The organism is Acinetobacter sp. AYS6, from assembly GCF_025630795.1.
Classification (GTDB): Bacteria; Pseudomonadota; Gammaproteobacteria; order Pseudomonadales; family Moraxellaceae; genus Acinetobacter.
On sequence record NZ_JAOTNV010000004.1, the window covers coordinates 146,531 to 165,227 of the forward strand.

The 18,697-nt window shown below is 37.8% G+C and carries 16 protein-coding genes and 1 pseudogene; 4 read left to right on the forward strand and 13 right to left on the reverse strand.

Features of this window, described 5'->3' with window-relative positions:
• Positions 1–106: 106 nt before the first annotated feature.
• The 5 genes from OD757_RS01540 to OD757_RS01560 all read right to left on the reverse strand — a co-directional run bounded on the left by OD757_RS01540 (position 107) and on the right by OD757_RS01560 (position 5,833).
• The gene (locus OD757_RS01540) at positions 107–1,135 is read right to left on the reverse strand and encodes a spore coat U domain-containing protein (RefSeq protein WP_263030630.1); all 1,029 of its coding nucleotides are present in this window, start codon (positions 1,133–1,135) and stop codon (positions 107–109) included.
• Positions 1,126–3,534, reverse strand: a complete 2,409-nt coding sequence (locus OD757_RS01545; RefSeq protein ID WP_263031010.1) for a fimbria/pilus outer membrane usher protein — start codon at positions 3,532–3,534, stop codon at positions 1,126–1,128. Before OD757_RS01545 ends, OD757_RS01540 begins: the two co-directional genes overlap by 10 nt.
• A 40-nt stretch (positions 3,535–3,574) precedes the next feature.
• Positions 3,575–4,282, reverse strand: coding sequence for a molecular chaperone (locus OD757_RS01550; protein WP_263030631.1), 708 nt, complete (start codon positions 4,280–4,282; stop codon positions 3,575–3,577).
• Positions 4,283–4,364: 82 nt separating this feature from the next.
• Positions 4,365–4,895 (reverse strand): spore coat U domain-containing protein, encoded by a 531-nt coding sequence (locus OD757_RS01555; protein ID WP_263030632.1) that lies wholly within the window; start codon positions 4,893–4,895, stop codon positions 4,365–4,367.
• A gap of 506 nt (positions 4,896–5,401) precedes the next feature.
• The gene (locus OD757_RS01560) at positions 5,402–5,833 is read right to left on the reverse strand and encodes a hypothetical protein (RefSeq protein WP_263030633.1); all 432 of its coding nucleotides are present in this window, start codon (positions 5,831–5,833) and stop codon (positions 5,402–5,404) included.
• A 465-nt stretch (positions 5,834–6,298) separates the two neighbouring features.
• Between OD757_RS01560 and OD757_RS01565 the strand changes: the two genes are divergently transcribed.
• Entirely contained in the window at positions 6,299–7,972 is a 1,674-nt protein-coding gene (locus OD757_RS01565) for an FMN-binding glutamate synthase family protein (RefSeq protein ID WP_263030634.1), read from the forward strand.
• 124 nt (positions 7,973–8,096) lie between these two features.
• Here the strand turns inward: OD757_RS01565 and OD757_RS01570 are convergent, their stop codons facing one another.
• From OD757_RS01570 to OD757_RS01590, 5 genes are all read right to left on the reverse strand, one after another.
• Positions 8,097–9,125: an alpha/beta hydrolase gene (locus OD757_RS01570; RefSeq protein ID WP_005306414.1), complete on the reverse strand. Its 1,029-nt coding sequence runs from the start codon at positions 9,123–9,125 to the stop codon at positions 8,097–8,099.
• Positions 9,125–10,246 carry a YdcF family protein gene (locus OD757_RS01575; RefSeq protein ID WP_263030635.1) on the reverse strand — a complete coding sequence of 374 codons (1,122 nt, stop codon included), beginning with the start codon at positions 10,244–10,246 and terminating at the stop codon, positions 9,125–9,127. The genes OD757_RS01570 and OD757_RS01575 overlap by 1 nt, the downstream gene beginning before the upstream one ends.
• 4 nt (positions 10,247–10,250) lie before the next feature.
• Positions 10,251–11,285 (reverse strand): UDP-N-acetylmuramate dehydrogenase, encoded by a 1,035-nt coding sequence (gene murB, locus OD757_RS01580; protein ID WP_263030636.1) that lies wholly within the window; start codon positions 11,283–11,285, stop codon positions 10,251–10,253.
• A 19-nt stretch (positions 11,286–11,304) separates the two neighbouring features.
• On the reverse strand, positions 11,305–11,808 hold the full coding sequence (locus OD757_RS01585) for a low molecular weight protein-tyrosine-phosphatase (RefSeq protein WP_263030637.1): 504 nt from the start codon (positions 11,806–11,808) through the stop codon (positions 11,305–11,307).
• A gap of 368 nt (positions 11,809–12,176) precedes the next feature.
• Entirely contained in the window at positions 12,177–12,404 is a 228-nt protein-coding gene (locus OD757_RS01590) for a tautomerase family protein (RefSeq protein WP_263030638.1), read from the reverse strand.
• A 62-nt stretch (positions 12,405–12,466) separates the two neighbouring features.
• Here OD757_RS01590 and OD757_RS01595 point away from each other — a divergent pair, with 62 nt between their 5' ends.
• Positions 12,467–12,940, forward strand: coding sequence for a winged helix-turn-helix transcriptional regulator (locus tag OD757_RS01595; RefSeq protein WP_263030639.1), 474 nt, complete (start codon positions 12,467–12,469; stop codon positions 12,938–12,940).
• A gap of 66 nt (positions 12,941–13,006) precedes the next feature.
• Here OD757_RS01595 and OD757_RS01600 read toward each other — a convergent pair whose 3' ends face one another.
• Positions 13,007–13,312: a YcgJ family protein gene (locus OD757_RS01600; protein ID WP_009390235.1), complete on the reverse strand. Its 306-nt coding sequence runs from the start codon at positions 13,310–13,312 to the stop codon at positions 13,007–13,009.
• 350 nt (positions 13,313–13,662) lie between these two features.
• Between OD757_RS01600 and OD757_RS01605 the strand changes: the two genes are divergently transcribed.
• A complete protein-coding gene (locus tag OD757_RS01605) occupies positions 13,663–14,820 on the forward strand; it encodes an iron-containing alcohol dehydrogenase (protein WP_263030640.1) in 1,158 nt (385 codons plus the stop codon).
• On the forward strand, positions 14,820–15,254 hold the full coding sequence (locus tag OD757_RS01610; protein ID WP_263030641.1) for an acyl-CoA thioesterase: 435 nt from the start codon (positions 14,820–14,822) through the stop codon (positions 15,252–15,254). The genes OD757_RS01605 and OD757_RS01610 overlap by 1 nt, the downstream gene beginning before the upstream one ends.
• 48 nt (positions 15,255–15,302) lie before the next feature.
• On the opposite strand, the gene OD757_RS01615 is transcribed toward OD757_RS01610, so the two are convergent.
• A complete protein-coding gene (locus OD757_RS01615) occupies positions 15,303–17,531 on the reverse strand; it encodes a phosphocholine-specific phospholipase C (protein ID WP_263030642.1) in 2,229 nt (742 codons plus the stop codon).
• A 315-nt stretch (positions 17,532–17,846) separates the two neighbouring features.
• Positions 17,847–18,697 (reverse strand): annotated as a pseudogene (locus OD757_RS01620) (DNA polymerase III subunit gamma/tau); the annotation flags it as partial.

Sequence of the window (18,697 nt, forward strand, 5' to 3'; positions counted from 1 at the left end):
ATCAAATTTATAGATAGCACTGTTTAGAAATAAATATCAAATCTAAAACTCACGGCTATTCAAATTGCCCCCCCAGAAACACTCAATATAAAATTCAAAAAGATTCTTAATAAGTTACTGTAACAACTATCGTATCTGAGTAGTTACCAGGAGTCGTGGAAATAGCTGTACCCTGCGGAATTTTTCCATAGACATTTGTACTTTGAGGATTGCCCGAGCCCGTTTTGGAAATGCCACCAGAGCCTCCAACCGAAGTTATCCCCCCTGTAGTGTCCCATACCGTACTATAAGTCGAGTTCTGATATAGCTGATAAGGAATATATTGACTACTACCATTTGTCATACGCCGAAAACCGCCAGCAATACGGTTATTACCATCACCTAAGTAAATACTGTATAGCGTTCCATTATTACAAGTTGTACTCACTGCCCCTTGAGCGGTGTAATCACGAGTGGCGGTGCCAATATCATTAATATTGCCAAAGTCGACATTTGATGTTGAATCTAATTGGCACAAACTCGGTACAACATAGTTAGCAGTTATAGTGGTATTACCCGAATCCCAACCGCCTCCGCTATCGCCCTCACAGACTGTGCTAGAGCTTGCTTGCATGTCCCAAAAAAGCTGAACCGTACCCGTATATGTCCCTTTAGGGTATGCAATAAGCGAACCTGTGCGGGCTGGGACTTTTACATTGACTGAGTAACTAATAATATTATTTGAAGCAACCGTTCTTACGGGACCATACCAGACGTTTGAGGACTGATTCGTGGTAGAAGACCCAGCCCCACCTACAGTTGCGGTGACCGTATAAGGTAATAACACGCTATTAATGGTGTTTGTGGTTCCCGTAAATACCGTTTTCATACACATATAAGCTGAAATTTCAGGAGTAGTACGCCCCCCTAAACAGCTAATCGTGCCGGAAAAGTTAATATTTGCATCACTATTAATAGTGGCAGCCGTATAGGTATACGTACTATTAGTGGTTCCAGTTACTGTACAAGCCGCATGTGCGGAGCTAAAAAATGCATATAATATAAAAAACAGCACAATTGCTAAAATATACTTTATGGCCAATGAAAACTTTTTACTCTTCATCCAAAAACTATGACTCGCAGTAGTTATCGACATACATAAGGCCCCAATTTTTTAGCACTGTATTGCTTATTTTCATACGCAAAACTAACTTGGCATGAGCCATGATCCAGAAGATCGACTTCAAGCTTGTTTTGCTTTAATAGGTTTTGAATAAATACTTCACCGTCGTAGCCAACTACACCATTTTGTTGCCCATTAATTCGAACCGTATAACCCGGTAATAAAGCTGAGTCGTTCGCATCAACAAGTTTCACTAATCCAGAAATGACCTGATGAGCGCCAAAGTCAATTAAGGCTCCTTGGCGATAACCTACGAATGCTGTTTGGTTAGTGGATTTAACATCCCACTCTAAAGGTAAATATGATGGATCTAGATAGATATGATGAAGCTGATAAGGTCTTAAATTTGCAATTAAGAATCGACCGGTTCCATCAGTTGCTCCTAAATTCACCCCGCCATTTAAAATTTGGCTTTGTGGCCCAGCATTGGTTACAACAGCGTAACCATCTCCAATTTCATTGGCCGCAAAGATTCGTCCTGCTGCCGCAACCAATGATCCTGTCGCTGAAAGTGCAACTTGGTCATTATCCCCAAAATGGTTATATCGGCCGGTCAGGTAAGCTGCACGGGCACGGTAAGAAGCATAGATCGAGGCATTGTTGTCATTCGCATCTTGATCACGCTCAACATAACCCCCCCAGCCAAATGCACCGATTTGTGGGTCGCTAAATCCATTTATTTCTTGTCTATATGTTGTTTTACCACTTTCATTAGAAATACTCGTAATCGCATTAAGTTTGGTAGACGGTGTATAACGCAGCGCAAAGTAAATGCCATAGTCTTTGTGGTTTTCATAATCTTTATACGCTGAGCTATAAAATCCCCAGTTCTTGTTAATACTTCCGCTTAAATTGGCAGACAGTAATTTATAAGAGTTGTCGCTAAATTTAATCTGGTTATAGCCCAGATACGCACCATACCCCTCATAAAAATTATAGTTAATTCCCGCCCTAAAAATCTCATCTGCCAATGCACTGTAGCTCAGATAGTTCTGCGGCTCAGAAGTCATCTGGTTATCTTTTAAATATCGAATCTGAGACACACGGGCAAGGTCAAAGTAGTTCTCAAATACCTTGCGGTAACTGGTGTTAAACGAAATATTCTTGCTAATCCGCCCTTCTAAGCCAAGCAAAGCAGAATAACCGTTTTCATCTTTATACTGGCTCGCGGCAATGTCGGCATTGATCACCCCAAAACCAAACAGGTTCTTGGCGAAACCAGTGCCCAGATTTGATAAACCATCTGTTGAAGCCTCTGCACCACCACTTAAGGTGAGTGAGTTGCTATAGCCATATCGAATCGCACCCGAAGCAAAAGTCGCGTCATCATAATCGTTTGAGTACAACCCATAGTTATAGCGTGGAACCCCAACGTCTACTGAAAACTCATTAATGCCTTTGGCTAAAATCTTAGATGAAAAATAATAAGCCTGTTTGGTCACACTCTGCTGTCCCGTTGCATCGGTAGTCACAAGTGTGACTTCATTGCCTGAAATAAACGGTAACTGCTTAATATCAAACGGACCTGATGGCACAAGCCCTGAATAAATCTTTTGCTGGTTAACATATAAATCTAAAGTTGAAGGGAGTGCAGCCGAGCCGGAAAATTGTGGTAATGCTGAGGTAACAATATCACCTCGTTGAGTGTAAGCACTCGACCACTGGAAACCTGCCAGCCGCACGCTACTGCCCCAATCCGAACTATTAGAAATAAAGTCCCCTAAGGTATAGATCCTGATCTTTTCAGGGTCTACATACTGCCATTTACTTTCTAAGCGCACCCACTTTTCATGGCTATAACTATTTTCATTACTGCCGTTGTATAAAACCCCGGAAGAGAAGTTACCGATTGCGCTGTTAAAGATCCCTTCTGCCGAGCCCGAGAAAACATTCTCGTCATTGGTCAGGGTGTTATATAGGCTATAGTTCAGAATGGCAGCATTTAACGGCTTCATTTTGAGCAAATGAGGACTGGTGATCTGCTGACCATTTAAGTCAACTGAATAATCCGTCAACATGTTCGAAGGAACTTGTAAGTTTAGAGACTGTTCCTTCTCAATATATTTAAACTGGATTCCTTTTAGTTCATCAATACAAACCCATTGGCTATCAGCCATATGCTCATCCATTTTCACTCTTAAAGCTTTCAAGTCACGAGTGCGGATATATAACTTTCTATCTTGATCTTGGCGTACCGAGATTAAATCTGTTGAAATATTCGAGTTAATAGAAATCTTTAAAAAAAGCTGTGTGTACGCCTTATCAGAAATGAGTAACTGATGAGAAGAGCTGGTAACTTCCGGAATACTTGGTAAAGCAGCATTGGTGTTATCTTGTAATGATTCAGCAAACGCATGAATCGGCAAGTACATAACACATAAGGCACTTACGAGATATTTCATATGTGCCTCTTTAAAGAGATGTTTGCTTACCATTAATATTTAATGAAATATTATATTTATGATCAGTTTGAAATTTAAAATCAGGGCTAATATTAAAATTTCTTGATTTCCCAGCAAGAATATAACCATTCACGGTATTTACTTTGATGGTATAGCTTTTATTTGCTGTTGTATCAACAAGTGTTAAATTACTTAAAAGTGCATGTCGGTTGCCAACATTATGAATTGTAATATAAGAATTAGTTTGTTCTTGTTGTATTGACCAATTAATTTTAGTGATTGCATCTTTATTTACTACAAATACAGGCAATGACGAACGCAGTAATACGTTAACCCCTTGATCCACTTTACGGCTATCTACAGGCTTTGGTAATTCATCAATAATAATACGGTATGTTTGCTCACCAGAAACGGGTCCGGGATTAATTCTAACTACACGTAAGTTATAAGAATCATTGGGTTGTAATTTTAAAAATGGTGGGCTAATCGCGATCTCATCTGTAGGTATTAATTGATCTTGCCCAGCATTTTGGCGCCATTCAAATACACGTACCTGTAAATCAGTACTTTCATTTGACTGGTTATATAAACTAATTGAGGAAGCCGCTTGATCGTTTAATATTTCAACACTTACAGGCGAAAGACGAATTGAGGCAGCGTTCAGCATACTAGGCAAAAATAACAATAAACTTGTAGTAACAAAGATATTTTTTCTCATGATTTGCCCAGAACTACTTTTCTCAAATTAGGCTAGCTCTCTAAAATAAGAGCTAGCAATGACACATAAAACTTATTAAAAATTAATAAGTCACTGTTACGGTTACAGTGTCAACATAGCTACCAGCGCTTGGCAAAGTTGAGCCAGCAGGGATACGACCGTAGACGTTAACTGTTTGTGCTGCACCAGTACCAGTACCGCTATATGCAGAGGTGGCAATGCCAATTGCTGTTGCACGGTTAGTGTCAGAGAAAAGGTTGTAAGGAATATATTCGTTGCTTGTTGCACCACCAATCATACGACGTTGAGTCGTTTGAGCATTTTTTCCGGCATCAAAAGCCAAAGTCCATGGCACAGTGTTGTTACATAAAACTTTGATCGCAGTACCGCCTGTCGTAGTGGTATCTGCATCGACGTTGCTCGCAAGAGAACTTAAAGTACCAAAGTCCAAGACTGCATTCGCAGTTGTACCTGTAGCAGAAGTATTCAATACACAACTATTTGTAATTGTTGCTTTAACAGTCAATGTGCCTGTTGCTGTGGCAGCGTTTGCGGCATTGATAGACATTAAACCCATAGTAATTACTGATAAACTAATGAGAGACTTTTTCATGGTTAAAAACCTTTTTTTTACATTACGCCAATAAAATTAATAGATGTAAAAACTAGCCTTCCCCATCACAATCACTCGCATTTCTGATTGTTTTTTCAAAGTGTTATTTTTTTACTCTACTAAGCGCGCATAATACAAAAAAACAACAAAAACACTAACATAAGTTTCATTCTAAATATCAATTAATAATTTAAATTTTGATGGATTTCTCAATTATAAAATTTTTTATGGTTTACCATACTTTTTATATTAATTTTCGATACTTCCATTAATCTTTTATTAGTTTTACTAAAAAAACAATAGTTTTTCATTAGTTAATATTTACCATCATTTTTAATATTTTATAATTTTTTAACATTTGGTTAAAAAATTAAGTTCAAAAATTAAGCTATTGATTATTCTATATATTTTAAATGAATAAGAAAATAATATTTTATAAATAAGAAATCTAAAGAATTTATCCTAAAGACACAAGGTTCTACCTACCAGAAGAAAGCGACGTAAGCTTAATTATTTCTAAAAATTAAATGAAAAAACAAGCCGAGAAAACCACCCACCATAGCAAAACCTAGCTGTATATATGCTTTGCCATACCAAGCTAGTTTCCTAAATTGGTAGTCTGCACTGTGAGAGTTAATCATCCACATATTCCGAATATCCCAACTATGAAATCCTTTAGGTCTTTCAGCAAAAAAATCTAAAATAGGTGTAAATCCTAAAACAAATAAAATACCAAGTAATGGATAAACGATACATCCCGGAAAAATAGGAGTATTTTTTCGCTCCCTATAATCAAATATTATAGCCATAGCAACCAACAAACTTTGTATGAAGGCGACCCTTTTGAAAGTATCTAGATCAAAACCTAGGTAAAACATTAGAGTTAAGAAAAAGATTCCTGTTAGAAAAATAGAGCATATTAATAGTTTCCAATTCATTTCAGTCCTTAAATAATTTTTAGAATCTTATATAGTTGTAATAATGTCTATTGAAAATATTATTTCAATTTATCTATATTAGCAAAAAACGTTTAAATAGCACAGTATTCATCACTATTAATAATGTACAAATAATACTCAAATAATTTTTTATTATTAACCAGAACTAAATACATATTTAACTTCTATATATATTTTATAAATTACTTTAATAAAATATAATTTTTATTATAGCTACTTATTTATACAATCTACTAATTTATACAATCTACTAATTTTACGACTCATCTCAATCCTAAAAGCTTTAGATTAAATATTATTTTGCAGTCAAAATATAAACTATTTAAAAATAATTCTAAATCGTGCATGCCTTTACTCCCCCTAAAACTAACAATTCCATACTTGTAGTTTTACTAGCTTCTTGGCAAGGTATGTACCAGTAAAACATTAGGAATTTGTTCCAATATGGCGAGTCCAGCACAAATCATTCGACATAAATTTCTCAATACATTCTTTTCACGCCATTCTCTCTGGTTTTTATGTATTTTTACTGCACTTAGCATTACATGGTTTCGCACCGTATATACCCCTCATAGTATCTATTATTTTGTTTCAGATACTCTACTTAACGGTTTATGGGTACTTACGGGTGCACTAAGTTTATTAGGTCTTTATGATGTTTTGCAGAATAAACATTCAATTTTAAGAAATTACCCAATTATGGGGCATTTTCGTTTTTTGTTTGAAGATATACGTCCAGAAATTCGCCAATACTTTATTGAAGCGGATCAGGATGCACTACCTTTTTCGCGTATGCAAAGAAGTCTAGTTTATCAACGCGCTAAAAATGAAAATGCAGATAAGCCTTTTGGTTCGATCATTGACGTTTACCAAGAAAATTATCGCTTCATTGTCCACTCAATAAGCCCTTGCCCACCAGCAGACCCGAAGAGTTTCCGTATTCAGGTGGGTAATGCACAATGCCTTCAACCCTATAGTGCCTCTATTATGAACATTTCTGCCATGAGCTTTGGTAGTTTGAGCGCGAATGCAATTCGAGCATTAAATAAAGGCGCACAATTAGGCGGGTTCTATCATGATACTGGCGAAGGTAGTTTAAGCCCTTACCATCTAGAAAATGGCGGTGATATTGTTTGGCAAATTGCCAGTGGTTATTTTGGCTGCCGCACACTCGATGGGAAGTTTGACGAGCAAAAGTTTGCCAAGCAATCTCAATTACCACAGATCAAGATGATTGAACTGAAGCTTTCACAAGGTGCAAAACCTGGTCATGGCGGTATTTTACCTAAACATAAAATTACCGAAGAAATTGCTCAAATACGTGGTGTTTCTCGCGATCATGACTGTATTTCTCCCGCAAAGCATTCTAGTTTTTCTACCCCAATTGAAATGATGCATTTTTTGCAGAAATTGCGCACATTATCGGGTGGAAAACCTGTTGGTTTTAAACTGTGTATTGGTCAGCCTTGGCAATTTATGAGTATTGTTAAAGCAATGCTAGAAACAAAAATTGTTCCTGACTTTATTGTGGTTGATGGTTCTGAAGGTGGTACAGGCGCAGCGCCAATTGAGTTTAGCGACAATATTGGTACACCATTACGTGAAGGCTTACGCTTTGTCCATAACACACTTGTCGGTGCGGGACTAAGAGATCAAGTTAAAATTGGTGCGAGTGGTAAAATCATTAGTGCATTTGATATTGCCAGTACTTTTGCGTTAGGTGCAGATTGGGTTAACTCAGCACGTGGTTTCATGTTTGCGGTTGGGTGTATTCAGGCGCAAAGCTGTCACACTAACCAGTGCCCTGTAGGTGTTGCAACCCAAGATAAAGACCGTCAAAAAGCAATTGATGTACCAACCAAATCAGAACGTGTATTTAATTTTCATAAAAACACTTTGCATGCTTTGTCTGAAATGATTGCTGCCGCTGGTTTACGTCACCCTTCTGATATTAAGGCTCACCACTTGGCTCAGCGAGTAAATGACCGTGAAATTAAGAACTATGCTCAATTGCATTTTTTCTTAAAAGAAGGCGAGCTTTTACAAGCGGAACTAAATAGTGATGATGATAATTTCTATTATCGAATGTGGAATATGGCTGATGCCAACCATTTTTAAATAGTTAAAATTGGAGCTACCCATAAGGGAGCTCCATTAACAATAATTAAAAATATAATTATTTAATTTATTAAGCTAACTTTCTCTTAAACAAACTAAGTAATTAACATGAACATCAGTAACTTTAATAATAAAAATGTTTTGGTTTCGCATGTAAAAATGCTGGAATCAACCCTGTTAAAGCCGCACGTATATCCGCACGTTCATTAATTAATTGATGAGAACCTTCTTCAAGCATTAATAATGTTTGAAGCCTAAATTTACGACGAATAAATTCAATGTTGTAACGCCAATCAACCGTCTGGTCGAGAGCGCCTTGTGCAAGCCAGACAGGGATACGGCAAGCGGGCCGCTCTTCCATTTCTTGCATCCATTTTGACATTGCCAAAATCCAGTCCATACCCATCATTCGAGGCTGCAATGGATCTTTTAAACGAATGAAACGTAAAAATTCAGGATTATGATTATTACGTCTAAAGTGTCTTGGAACTTGACGCTTAATACGGCGAATAATGCCCAATCCAACCGGATTATGCCACCATGCTGTTTTTGCAGGGCGAATTAAAGGTGAAAGTAACAAGACTCTATCAACAATCGGATCTTGGCGTTTTTCAGCATATTCTAACAAGTGATGCATCCAGATTGCGCCACCCGTACTTTGCCCAATTCCCACCCAAGGTTTAGGCAACTGATCCGCATGTTTCACATATTGATAAACAGCCATCAAAACTTGTTGATAGTGATCAAAATTTTGAATGCTTGCTGGTGAACCATTGCTTAAACCATGTCCTGGCAAGTCGTAGGTAATAACACTAAAGCCTTGTTCAAGAATTTCACGAATGATGGGCTGATAAATACCGCTATGTTCAAGATAGCCATGTAATAAACAGACAGTACCTTGTATTTTTTCTATTTTAGGTTTGAAAACTTGCACATGTAAGCGAAACAAAGGCATTTGAACATAGCCTTGCCAATGGTCACATTCAAGTAAATGCAAACCATACAATTTGCGGTAGGCCAACAAATCTCGCGATGGCTCTTCTAATGTATTCAAATTAAGTGGGCTTAAAACCTGTGGCGTAAGATCACGGTTGGGAACCGGCAAATCTAATTGTTTTAATACGGCAGGATTGAGAAACGGGATATCTGACATTAAGGTACCTCTCGACAATCACTTGAGCCAAACAACATGTCGCGAATTGTCGCAAGTAATTCATAATTCGCACGACGGCTATGATCGTAATTTTGCACACTTGGTTGCCAGCGTGTCAGTGGTGTTGGCATTGGAGCCACAACAGGAATTGTTTCTATACCATTTAAAGCAAATAGTCGGCGTGTACGCGGCATATGGTATTCATCTGTAACCAACATCACCGTCGGCGCTCCACCTTTTTTCTGAAGCAATAAAGAACTAAATCGTGTATTTTCACAAGTGTTCATACTCCGATTTTCTAGTAATTTTGCATCAACACCCCGCTTTTTTAACCAAGTTTGCATATATGGTGCTTCAACACCGCTAAGTACAATAGGAAGCTGATTCTGTTTTTCAACTTCTAAGGTTTTTTCCAGTCTCAAGCGTGTATAGCCATTAACTACAATATCTTTTCCATTTTTATCGAGTGTCAAACCACCACCCAATACAACAATTGCATAAGGTTCTGACAACTTTTTAGAGGGAACTGGTAAGGGATTTTTACGAACATACTCAATCTTCTGTTCAGGTTCACTCACAGCTTGTCGATGTTCTGGCTGCACAGGTTTTCTTGCTAAAAACTCAGTATATTGCTCTGTAAGTGCTTTGTTTTCTGAACTATTAATAAAGAGAGCCTCATCAATAGGACCACTTGCTTCATCAGCAGCATCAATTTCTGATTTTTTAACGACTAAAGGAACCGTTACTGAAGCAGCTGCTTCTGAATCCTGTTCCTTTTCTTCTAAGAGAATAATTTGCTGCAAAGCCTTATAGTTTTCTTGAAGATAGGTCAGATCTGTTGTCTTTTTTTCACGTAATGCTTTTTCAGTCAGCTTTAAATAGGCTTGACGAGCAATCCATAGATTTGAACCGGGCTCTAAATTATCATGCTCGCTTAATGCTGCCTGTCTCTGGCTTTCAGCAGCGACCTGATTAACATCAACAGGTACAAAATAATTAAGTCCAGCTACAATTAATTTTGAATAAAAAGGCGAATATAAAAAAACCACGAAACAGCCTAATAGTAAAAATAGCGCAGTGACTATTTGTACTAAACGTACCATTAAGTGTACTTTTGGCATAAAACTATTCCGTATGATTTTCAATTAAACCTAAACTGTTATAAAGCACAGGCTCTGGTTCTAACATAATATGGAAACGCTGATCAACATCATGTTGTACAGCCTGATAAGTTTTCTTTACATCAGTAAGAGATGCATTGGCATAATTCACCAAAACCAATGCCTGTTTATGGAACATCCCTACCATATCAAGTTTTTTACCTTTCCACCCCACCTGATCAATTAACCAACCTGCTGCAATTTTAACGTTTCCACTGGCTTGAGGATAATGCGGAATTGTTGAGAATTGTGTGACTAAACGTTCAAATTCTTGAGGGTTAACAATCGGATTTTTAAAGAAACTGCCCACATTCGGATATTCTTTTGGATTAGGAAGTTTACTTTGGCGAATATGGATAACTTGATTTTGTAAGTTCTCGGCAGTCTGGTTGTCTCCAACAGCTTGCTTCAAATCACCATAGTTAAGTTTTAAATGTGGTTGTTTAAGTAATTTAAAAGTGACATGCGTGATAATGTAACGGTTGGGATCATCTTTAAAAATACTATGTCGATAGGCGAAATGGCAGTCTGCCGCTAAAATTGTCTGAGTTTGTTTTAATTTACGGTCATAGACCTGTACTGACTCAATAAACTCACCCACTTCTACCCCATAAGCACCAATGTTTTGTACGGGTGAAGCGCCCACTAACCCTGGAATAAGAGCGAGATTTTGCAAGCCAAACCAGTTTTGCTGTGTGCTATATAAAACGAACTCATGCCAGACTTGACCCGCACCAACTTTAACTCGAACAAAATCATCATCGTTCGATAAAACGCCAATTCCTTGAATATCAAGATGAATGACCAAAGCATTGACTTGCTGCGGCAACAACATATTACTACCGCCTGATAACACAAGTACATTTAGATTATGCTGCTCGGCAAAATCCAAAGCTTCCTCAATATCTTGAATAGTTTGGACTTTTGTGTAGTGAGAAGCTGTTGCGTCTAAACTTAAAGTATTGAATGGCTTAAGCTGTACCAGATTTTGAATTTGCATTGTCTTGAAAAACCTATTCTTAAACATTCAATTGTTTTTTTAAAATATTAATCCACGCCAAACTACTGGACTCGCATTGGTTGAGTACACGTTCAAAACCTTCAGCACCACCATAATAAGGATCAGGCAAGGCTTGTTGTGGATATTCAGGATCATGCTCACTCATTAAAGCTACCTTCGCACGAATTTGATGAGTGCCAAACTGAGCAACTGCGCTTTGTAGCAACTCATGAATATCATCAAAGTTTTGATGATCCATGGCCAAAATCAAATCAAACTCTAAGAAGTCTTGAGTTGAAAGCTGTCTTGCACGTAATGACGATAAGTCATAACCTCTTTTTTTAGCGTGTAGCTGACTACGCTGATCTGGTGCTTTGTTTGGATGATAATTACTCGTTCCAGCAGAATCGACTAGTACGTTGAGTTGATGCATATCACAATAATGTCTAAAAACCACTTCAGCCGTGGGAGAACGGCAAATATTTCCTAAACAGACACATAACACCTTATATTGTGTTTCCATTAGAAATTACTTCCAAACATTTGAATTAAATAGAAATAAATATGGTGCATGCAAAATCCCGACTAAACTACAAATTATTGTCAGAATTGAATTGACCATTGTGACGTGTTGCATTTTGTCAAAACTCACATGGCTTGAAAAGGAAAATAATGTTTATCAATAGATTAAAAGTTGATAAATCAGTCGCCACAGTATCTGATCTTCTAATTTTTAAAAAAATAATAAAGCCCTCCTCAGAGAGCTTTCACACCAATACCCATGCTCATATATTATGAATCATATGAGCTGGATATTCTAAAAACAGGTTGGTGTAACACTTAACTTGTAACTTATACAGTTATCCAAGGAATGTGAAATAACTGAAATCGTCACTTAGCTGTAGTCATTAACTTAATCATTTCTTTCGTTGGCCTTAAGCTGCCTAATTGCCACTGTTCAGGTGGATATTCATCAATTCTTATCCAGACATGCTCTTGAAAAGCTGGATTTCCCTTTCCTTCTATTTCTACAAATAAATCCGTTATCCGTTTGAAAAGCTCAGCTTTACTATCTTTATCTAGTAAACCTTCTATGGTTTGTATATTTATAAATGGCATAATGCTATCTGAATTAAGTCTAGGTCTAAATTAAAGACTCATGTTAATTGGAGCTGCCTCTAATGTCAAAACTCATTACGCCAGATCATAAATTTTCAGTAGATGTATGTGGAATTTTCAAAATTGCTGAAATATTAAATGATAATTGGACGATCCTATTGTTGAGGGAAGCTTTTTATGGCGTAACAAAATTTAATGATTTTCTAGAAAATACAGGTATCTCAAAGCAAATTTTATCTAATCGTCTAAAGCACCTCATCCAATTAGAAATATTTGAACTATCAATTTATAAAGAAGTTGGAGTTCGAGAGCGCAAAGAATACTTACTCACTAAAAAAGGCAAAAATCTAAATATTGTTTTACTTGCCATGCTTGAGTCTGGGGGTAATTTTATTGAAGCTGGTAAAGATGTTGTGAAAGTTTTTAATAAGAATACAGATGACGAACTTAGATTAAAACTTGTTGACTCATCTAATCAAGTTATAGATTTCAAAAACTTAGAGCTGAAACTCACTCATCGCAGAAATAAGGAATAACTTTTTATTTAGCTGTAAAAAAAGCCCAACTATTTTGGGCTTTTAGCTAAGTCTAGAAAAAATCATTTATTTAAAAAGTTTATCCGTCATTTTTCTATCAATTTTGCTACGATGCCCATTCTCAAAATATCGATCGACATGACATAGTTTCGTCTTGGTATCACAGAACACACCATTTGAGAGTGTAAATGCTGAGGTATCAAAATCACCTTGAGAGAACGCTTTGTTCGCTTTGTAAGTTCCTAAGTATTTGGCTGTAAGTTTTTTAGATACGCCTTTCTTGTCAGCACAGATATATTTGTCACAAATTACACCCTTTTTAGGTGAATAGACGCTAGAGCTGGTTTTCGCCATTGCTGTGGAGCTCAGCATTAAACAGGTGCATCCAATGAGGCTTAGTAAATTTTTAGAAATTTTCATTTTTAAGAACCGAATAAAATTATAAATTGTTAGAACATTATATGAATTAGTCGCTTTTTGGAAAATCTATAGCGGTATATAAATAACAAAAAGCCCACCTTTCAATAGGCTTGAATAACTTGCATAACCTCTATCTCTAGCACTCTCCTCCAACGACGTAAAAATGTTAGTTAGCTCATCCTACACTTAACATAATCGCCTCAGAACTACTTTATTTTAAAGTTTCTTATGCTAAGTTATTTGAAGATTGAATTTTATAGAACTGTTCAGCAATAATTTTCAAAAATAAGGAAATAACGTATATGAGCCATTTTCAATTTCAAACTGTTCCCAATATCATCTCAGGCTTAGGCTCTATACAAGAATTACAGAATGTTTTGTCATCAAAAGCTTACCGTAAGTTGTTACTGGTGACCGATGCAGGCTTGATCAAAAATCACTTACATCTTCCCATTCTTCAAATTTTAAATACGCTTAATCTTGAATATGTCATTTATGCTGATGTGCAGGCCGATCCGCCAGAACAAGTGGTATTAGATGCAGCCAATTATGCAAAACAGCAAAATGTAGATGCCATTATTGGTTTTGGTGGCGGTAGTTCTTTAGATGTTGCGAAAGTAATTGCCTTACTCGCACACCCTAACCAAACACAAAGTCTTCAAGACATGTATGGTGTAAACCAAGTCACCACAGCTCGTCTACCACTTATTTTAATTCCTACTACGGCTGGTACTGGTTCAGAAGTAACGCCTATTTCAATTGTGACCACAGGCAAAACAACAAAAATGGGGATTGTCTCTCCAGTACTCTATGCAGATACAGCAATTCTTGACGCTACTTTTACTCAAAACCTGCCAGCACATATTACTGCTGCGACTGGTATTGATGCGATGGTGCATGCTATTGAGGCATATACCTCCAAACATAAAAAGAATATTTATACCGATATTTTAGCCAAACATGCATTGAAGTTGCTAAACCATAACCTGCCGAAAGTTCTTAAAAATGGAAATGACTTAGAAGCACGACAAAATATGTTGTTCGGTTCAATGCTCGCAGGTCAGGCATTTGCAAACTCGCCCGTTGCTGCGGTACATGCTCTAGCTTATCCACTTGGCGGACATTTTCATTTGTCGCATGGACATACCAATGCGCTAGTGTTAGTTGAAGTATTAAAATTTAATACACCAAATGCTAAACAATATTATGCAGAACTTATGCAATGGCTAGATCCATATAGTAATGGCAGCACCGATGGTTTGTGTGATCTGTTTATTGACCATATGCAAAACCATTTAGATCGTAGTGGTTTGACTTTAAAACTTAGAGATTTGGGTATTGAAGAGTCTAGTCTACCTAGACTTGCTCAAGATGCCATGTTGCAAACTCGCTTACTACAAAATAATCCACGTGACATGACAGAAGCCGCTGCTTTAGCAATTTATCAGGCGATTCATTAATGACTAAACCCGCTTTAAAAACCAGAGATCAATTTAAGTTCTTTTTAGACATTCAAACGCGTTGGGCAGATAACGACATCTATGGTCATGTGAATAATGTGTCTTACTATAGCTACTTTGATACAGCAGCCAATGCTTTGCTCATTCAAAAAACAGGTTTTGATATTCATAAAGCACCATCCATTGGATTAGTGGTAGATTCTGCGTGTAGTTTTTTCCAAGAGTTGTCATTTCCCGAAATTATTCAAGTAGGTGTTGCGATTGGTAAAATCGGTACGACTTCACTACGTTATGAATTAGCAATCTTTAAACAAGATCAAGAGCAAGCCTCAGCTCAAGGGCATTTTGTGCATGTGTTTGTAGATCGCGAAACACGTAAGACTGTGCCAATTTCTGAGTCAGTTCGTGAGGTTTTAGAGAATTTTTTATTATAAAAAAAGAGGCAAAAAGAAAATAAGCAGTTCTTTTTGCCTCGTTCAAACTTACATCATAGCAGGATCACTAAAGGAGTCTTCACCCGTTTCAACTCGACCAGCAAAACGTCGGTAATAATATGGATCACTCTGACTCGTAACTTCAAAATCATACCAATGCCCGACATCAGCCAAAGCCCAATGTTGCTTAACGACTTGTCCTGCTTTTACGGTCAGTTGTAATGGCGCATCTTGTCGATATGCACAAGATTTTACCGTCAATATTGTATCCTTGGTTCCTTCATTCATAAGTTCGACATAAACATCACCATTCGCGATGTCATAGCACACTCGAATTTCAGGTTTAACGCCACTATCGGTAATACGTTGTGTATCCCCTTTAAAATGACGATGGTAACCATTTGGACCAAGTACCCATAAGTCATAACGGCCTAGATTATCTTTTAAAGCGTTCCATTCATCGTCTAAGGTTTTATTCGGCTCGACAATATAACGCTTAGGAATTCGGTCTAAGTTGAGCTTGTCATAAACATGGAAAACCGCAGCCTGTTTGCCTGTGTTAGAAAATATTAATTGCACTTTTCCATCCGCTTTATAACGTGCACTAGTATGCAACTCGTAAGGCAATGCCCGTGACAAGCGTATGCCACTTTGCTGAATCGGCAATTTAATATCCGTTGGTACAGGCACAGCTGGTAAAGATTCTTGATTTTCTCTTAACTCATCTGCCTGCACACGTGTTTGTTTACCATTCAACTGCGGTAAAACATCTGCATTTGGTGTTTTAAAGTTAAAAGCACTGGTTAAATCACCACACACTGCACGGCGGTATGGACTGATATTCGGCTCTTTTACACCAAAACGTTTTTCTAAAAACATGAGTACAGAAGTATGGTCAAACACTTGTGAATTCACCCAACCACCACGGCTCCATGGAGAAATCACATATAACGGAACACGAGGACCCGGACCATAAACTCGTCCATCAGGTGTAGGCTGTGAATGGCTCCCCTCAGGTGCAGCATGATCAAAATATTCATCTTGCATATCAGCACTGCTTAGTGTCGATTTACCTGCGTACTGGCCATTTTTGAGACGAGATGGCGCTGATGGTGACGGTACATGGTCAAAGTAACCATCATTTTCATCGAAATTAATAATGAGTGCTGTTTTACTCCAAACCTCTGGCACAGCAGTTAAAGCATCAATAATTTCTTGAATAAACCATGCCCCTTGGACAGGACTTGAAGGGTCTGGATGTTCACAATAAATCGATGGTGCATTAATCCAAGAGACTTGAGGTAATTTACCTTCACGAATGTCTCGTTTAAAAGCATCGAGATACTCTTCTGGCTTATTGCCCGGCAGCGTATTTGCAATGCCTTTATATAATGGATTTTTAGCATTATCAGTCGTAGCATCATAGGCTTTATACGGTAGCTTTTGACCAGTATCGGCATACGGTTTATTCGGTTCGCCACCGCTTGAAACTGGATAACCAGATGCAATGTTCGCCTTTCTAAAAGAACGGAATGCACCAAGCATGTTATCGCCCCATTCATCGGGCATATTTTGATAACAAATCCAGTTTACCCCTGCTTCTTCCAAACGTTCGGCATAGGTCTTCCATGTATAACCACGATCTGCCGTAGCGGGGTTACCATCAATCCAGTCCCACTCATTGTTTACAAATGAGCGCTTAATCGGTGTTGCACCATTTGTCCCCGTTAAATGAAAAGATCGGTTTGCATCTGTTCCCGTGTGCATAGAACAATGGTAGGCATCACAGATCGTAAAGGCATTAGCAAGGGCAAACTGATATGGAATTTCTTTTTCTTTAAAATAACCCATGGATATATCAGTTTTATGTGCTGGCCAATTTGCCATCCGTCCATTGTCCCAAGCCAGCTGACTGTCATTCCATGTATGTGGCGTACCATCTGCACGCTGTGCATTATTGGCTGTACCATCTAAGTGAAAAGGCGTTAGAACTTGCCCATTACTTCTAAGTTGCTCCCAAACACGTCGGCCACTTGGCAGAGGAATCGTAAAACGATCGGCAAAACCTCGAACACCTTTTAGTGTTCCAAAGTAATGGTCAAAGGATCGGTTTTCCTGCATTAAAATAATAACGTGTTCGACATCTTGAATAGTGCCAGTTTTATTGTTTGCAGGAATAGCTAAAGCTTTTTGGATACTAGATGGGAAAGTTGCCAATGCCGCAGCACCAAAGCCCATATTTAAAGAATAATTTAAAAATTTACGGCGTGTAATCATGATCAGGTTCTTTTTATTATTTAAGTTATGGAGCACAGCGCATTACAGGCTTTTTACCTGTGTCTGGGGCATTTGAATTATCATTTGATGAGTCGTTACAACCACTCAGCAGAATCGCGCCAATCAATAAAAAATACGAATATTTAAAAGAGGTTATTCCTGTGTATTGCCTTTTCATCGCTATATACAATCCATTTAAAATCTAAAATGGCTAACATAGAAAAGTACAATGACAGTGACGTGACCTGAATGTTTCAATCCCGTGAAAAAGCGTGGAATTTTATAATTTCCAAGCTCTTCACAGGACTAAAAAAGTTAAGGCTTTAATTGAATATTTTGTAATTCGCCATCAAAAGTCTCTATGAGACTCTTAATAACAGGCTGTTGCTGTAATAACTCAGCTGCTCTTTGAAAGGCTTTTTCTTTACGTGCACTTTGAATGGTATAGGGTGTAGATGTATTTAAAACACCATATTCAACTGTAAATTGAGTATTTGGCCATTGCTCATTTAAGGCGTCAATAAGGCCCTGCTGTAATTGGGTCAGCATATTTTCATATTCTTGAGGAATATGGAAAATAGTATTACCGCCAATTTCTCCAGTCATCACCCCATGCTGAGCAAGTTCTTGAACAGCTGGCGAAAGCTGACTATTTCTAAACCAATACTCCCATTTTTCAAGTGTCCACTCGCCTTCTAAGGTTTGCGTAGTGAGTTTCAAAATATCCTGAGGCATAAGCTGCCCAGCATCGTTTGTGCTCGATTGCTTTTCAACAACAACCGTTTCTACGACCTCTACAGCTTGCCCCACTGACTGCTGTTCAACAACAGATTCAGAGATTAAGTCATGAGCCTTTGATGTCTCTTGAGTAAGTGAAACATCAGCGTTAGGTGTTTCAAATAATCCCATAGGCTCAGCAGCCAATGCTGGTTCAGGTTCAATATTTCTGGCTTGGGTTTCTGCCTGAATTTGCACTAACTTTTGTTCTGGTACTGGAATGAAATCTTCCTCCAAAACATTACTTGTTTCTTGAACAGAAGCTGACTCAAACCCAATCAGCTCATGATGATTTGGGTCAAATACCATTAAATCCTGATTAGACTTTGGTTCAGGTTCAGGTTCAGGTTCAGGTTCAGGTTCAGGTTCAGGTTCAGGTTCAGGTTCAG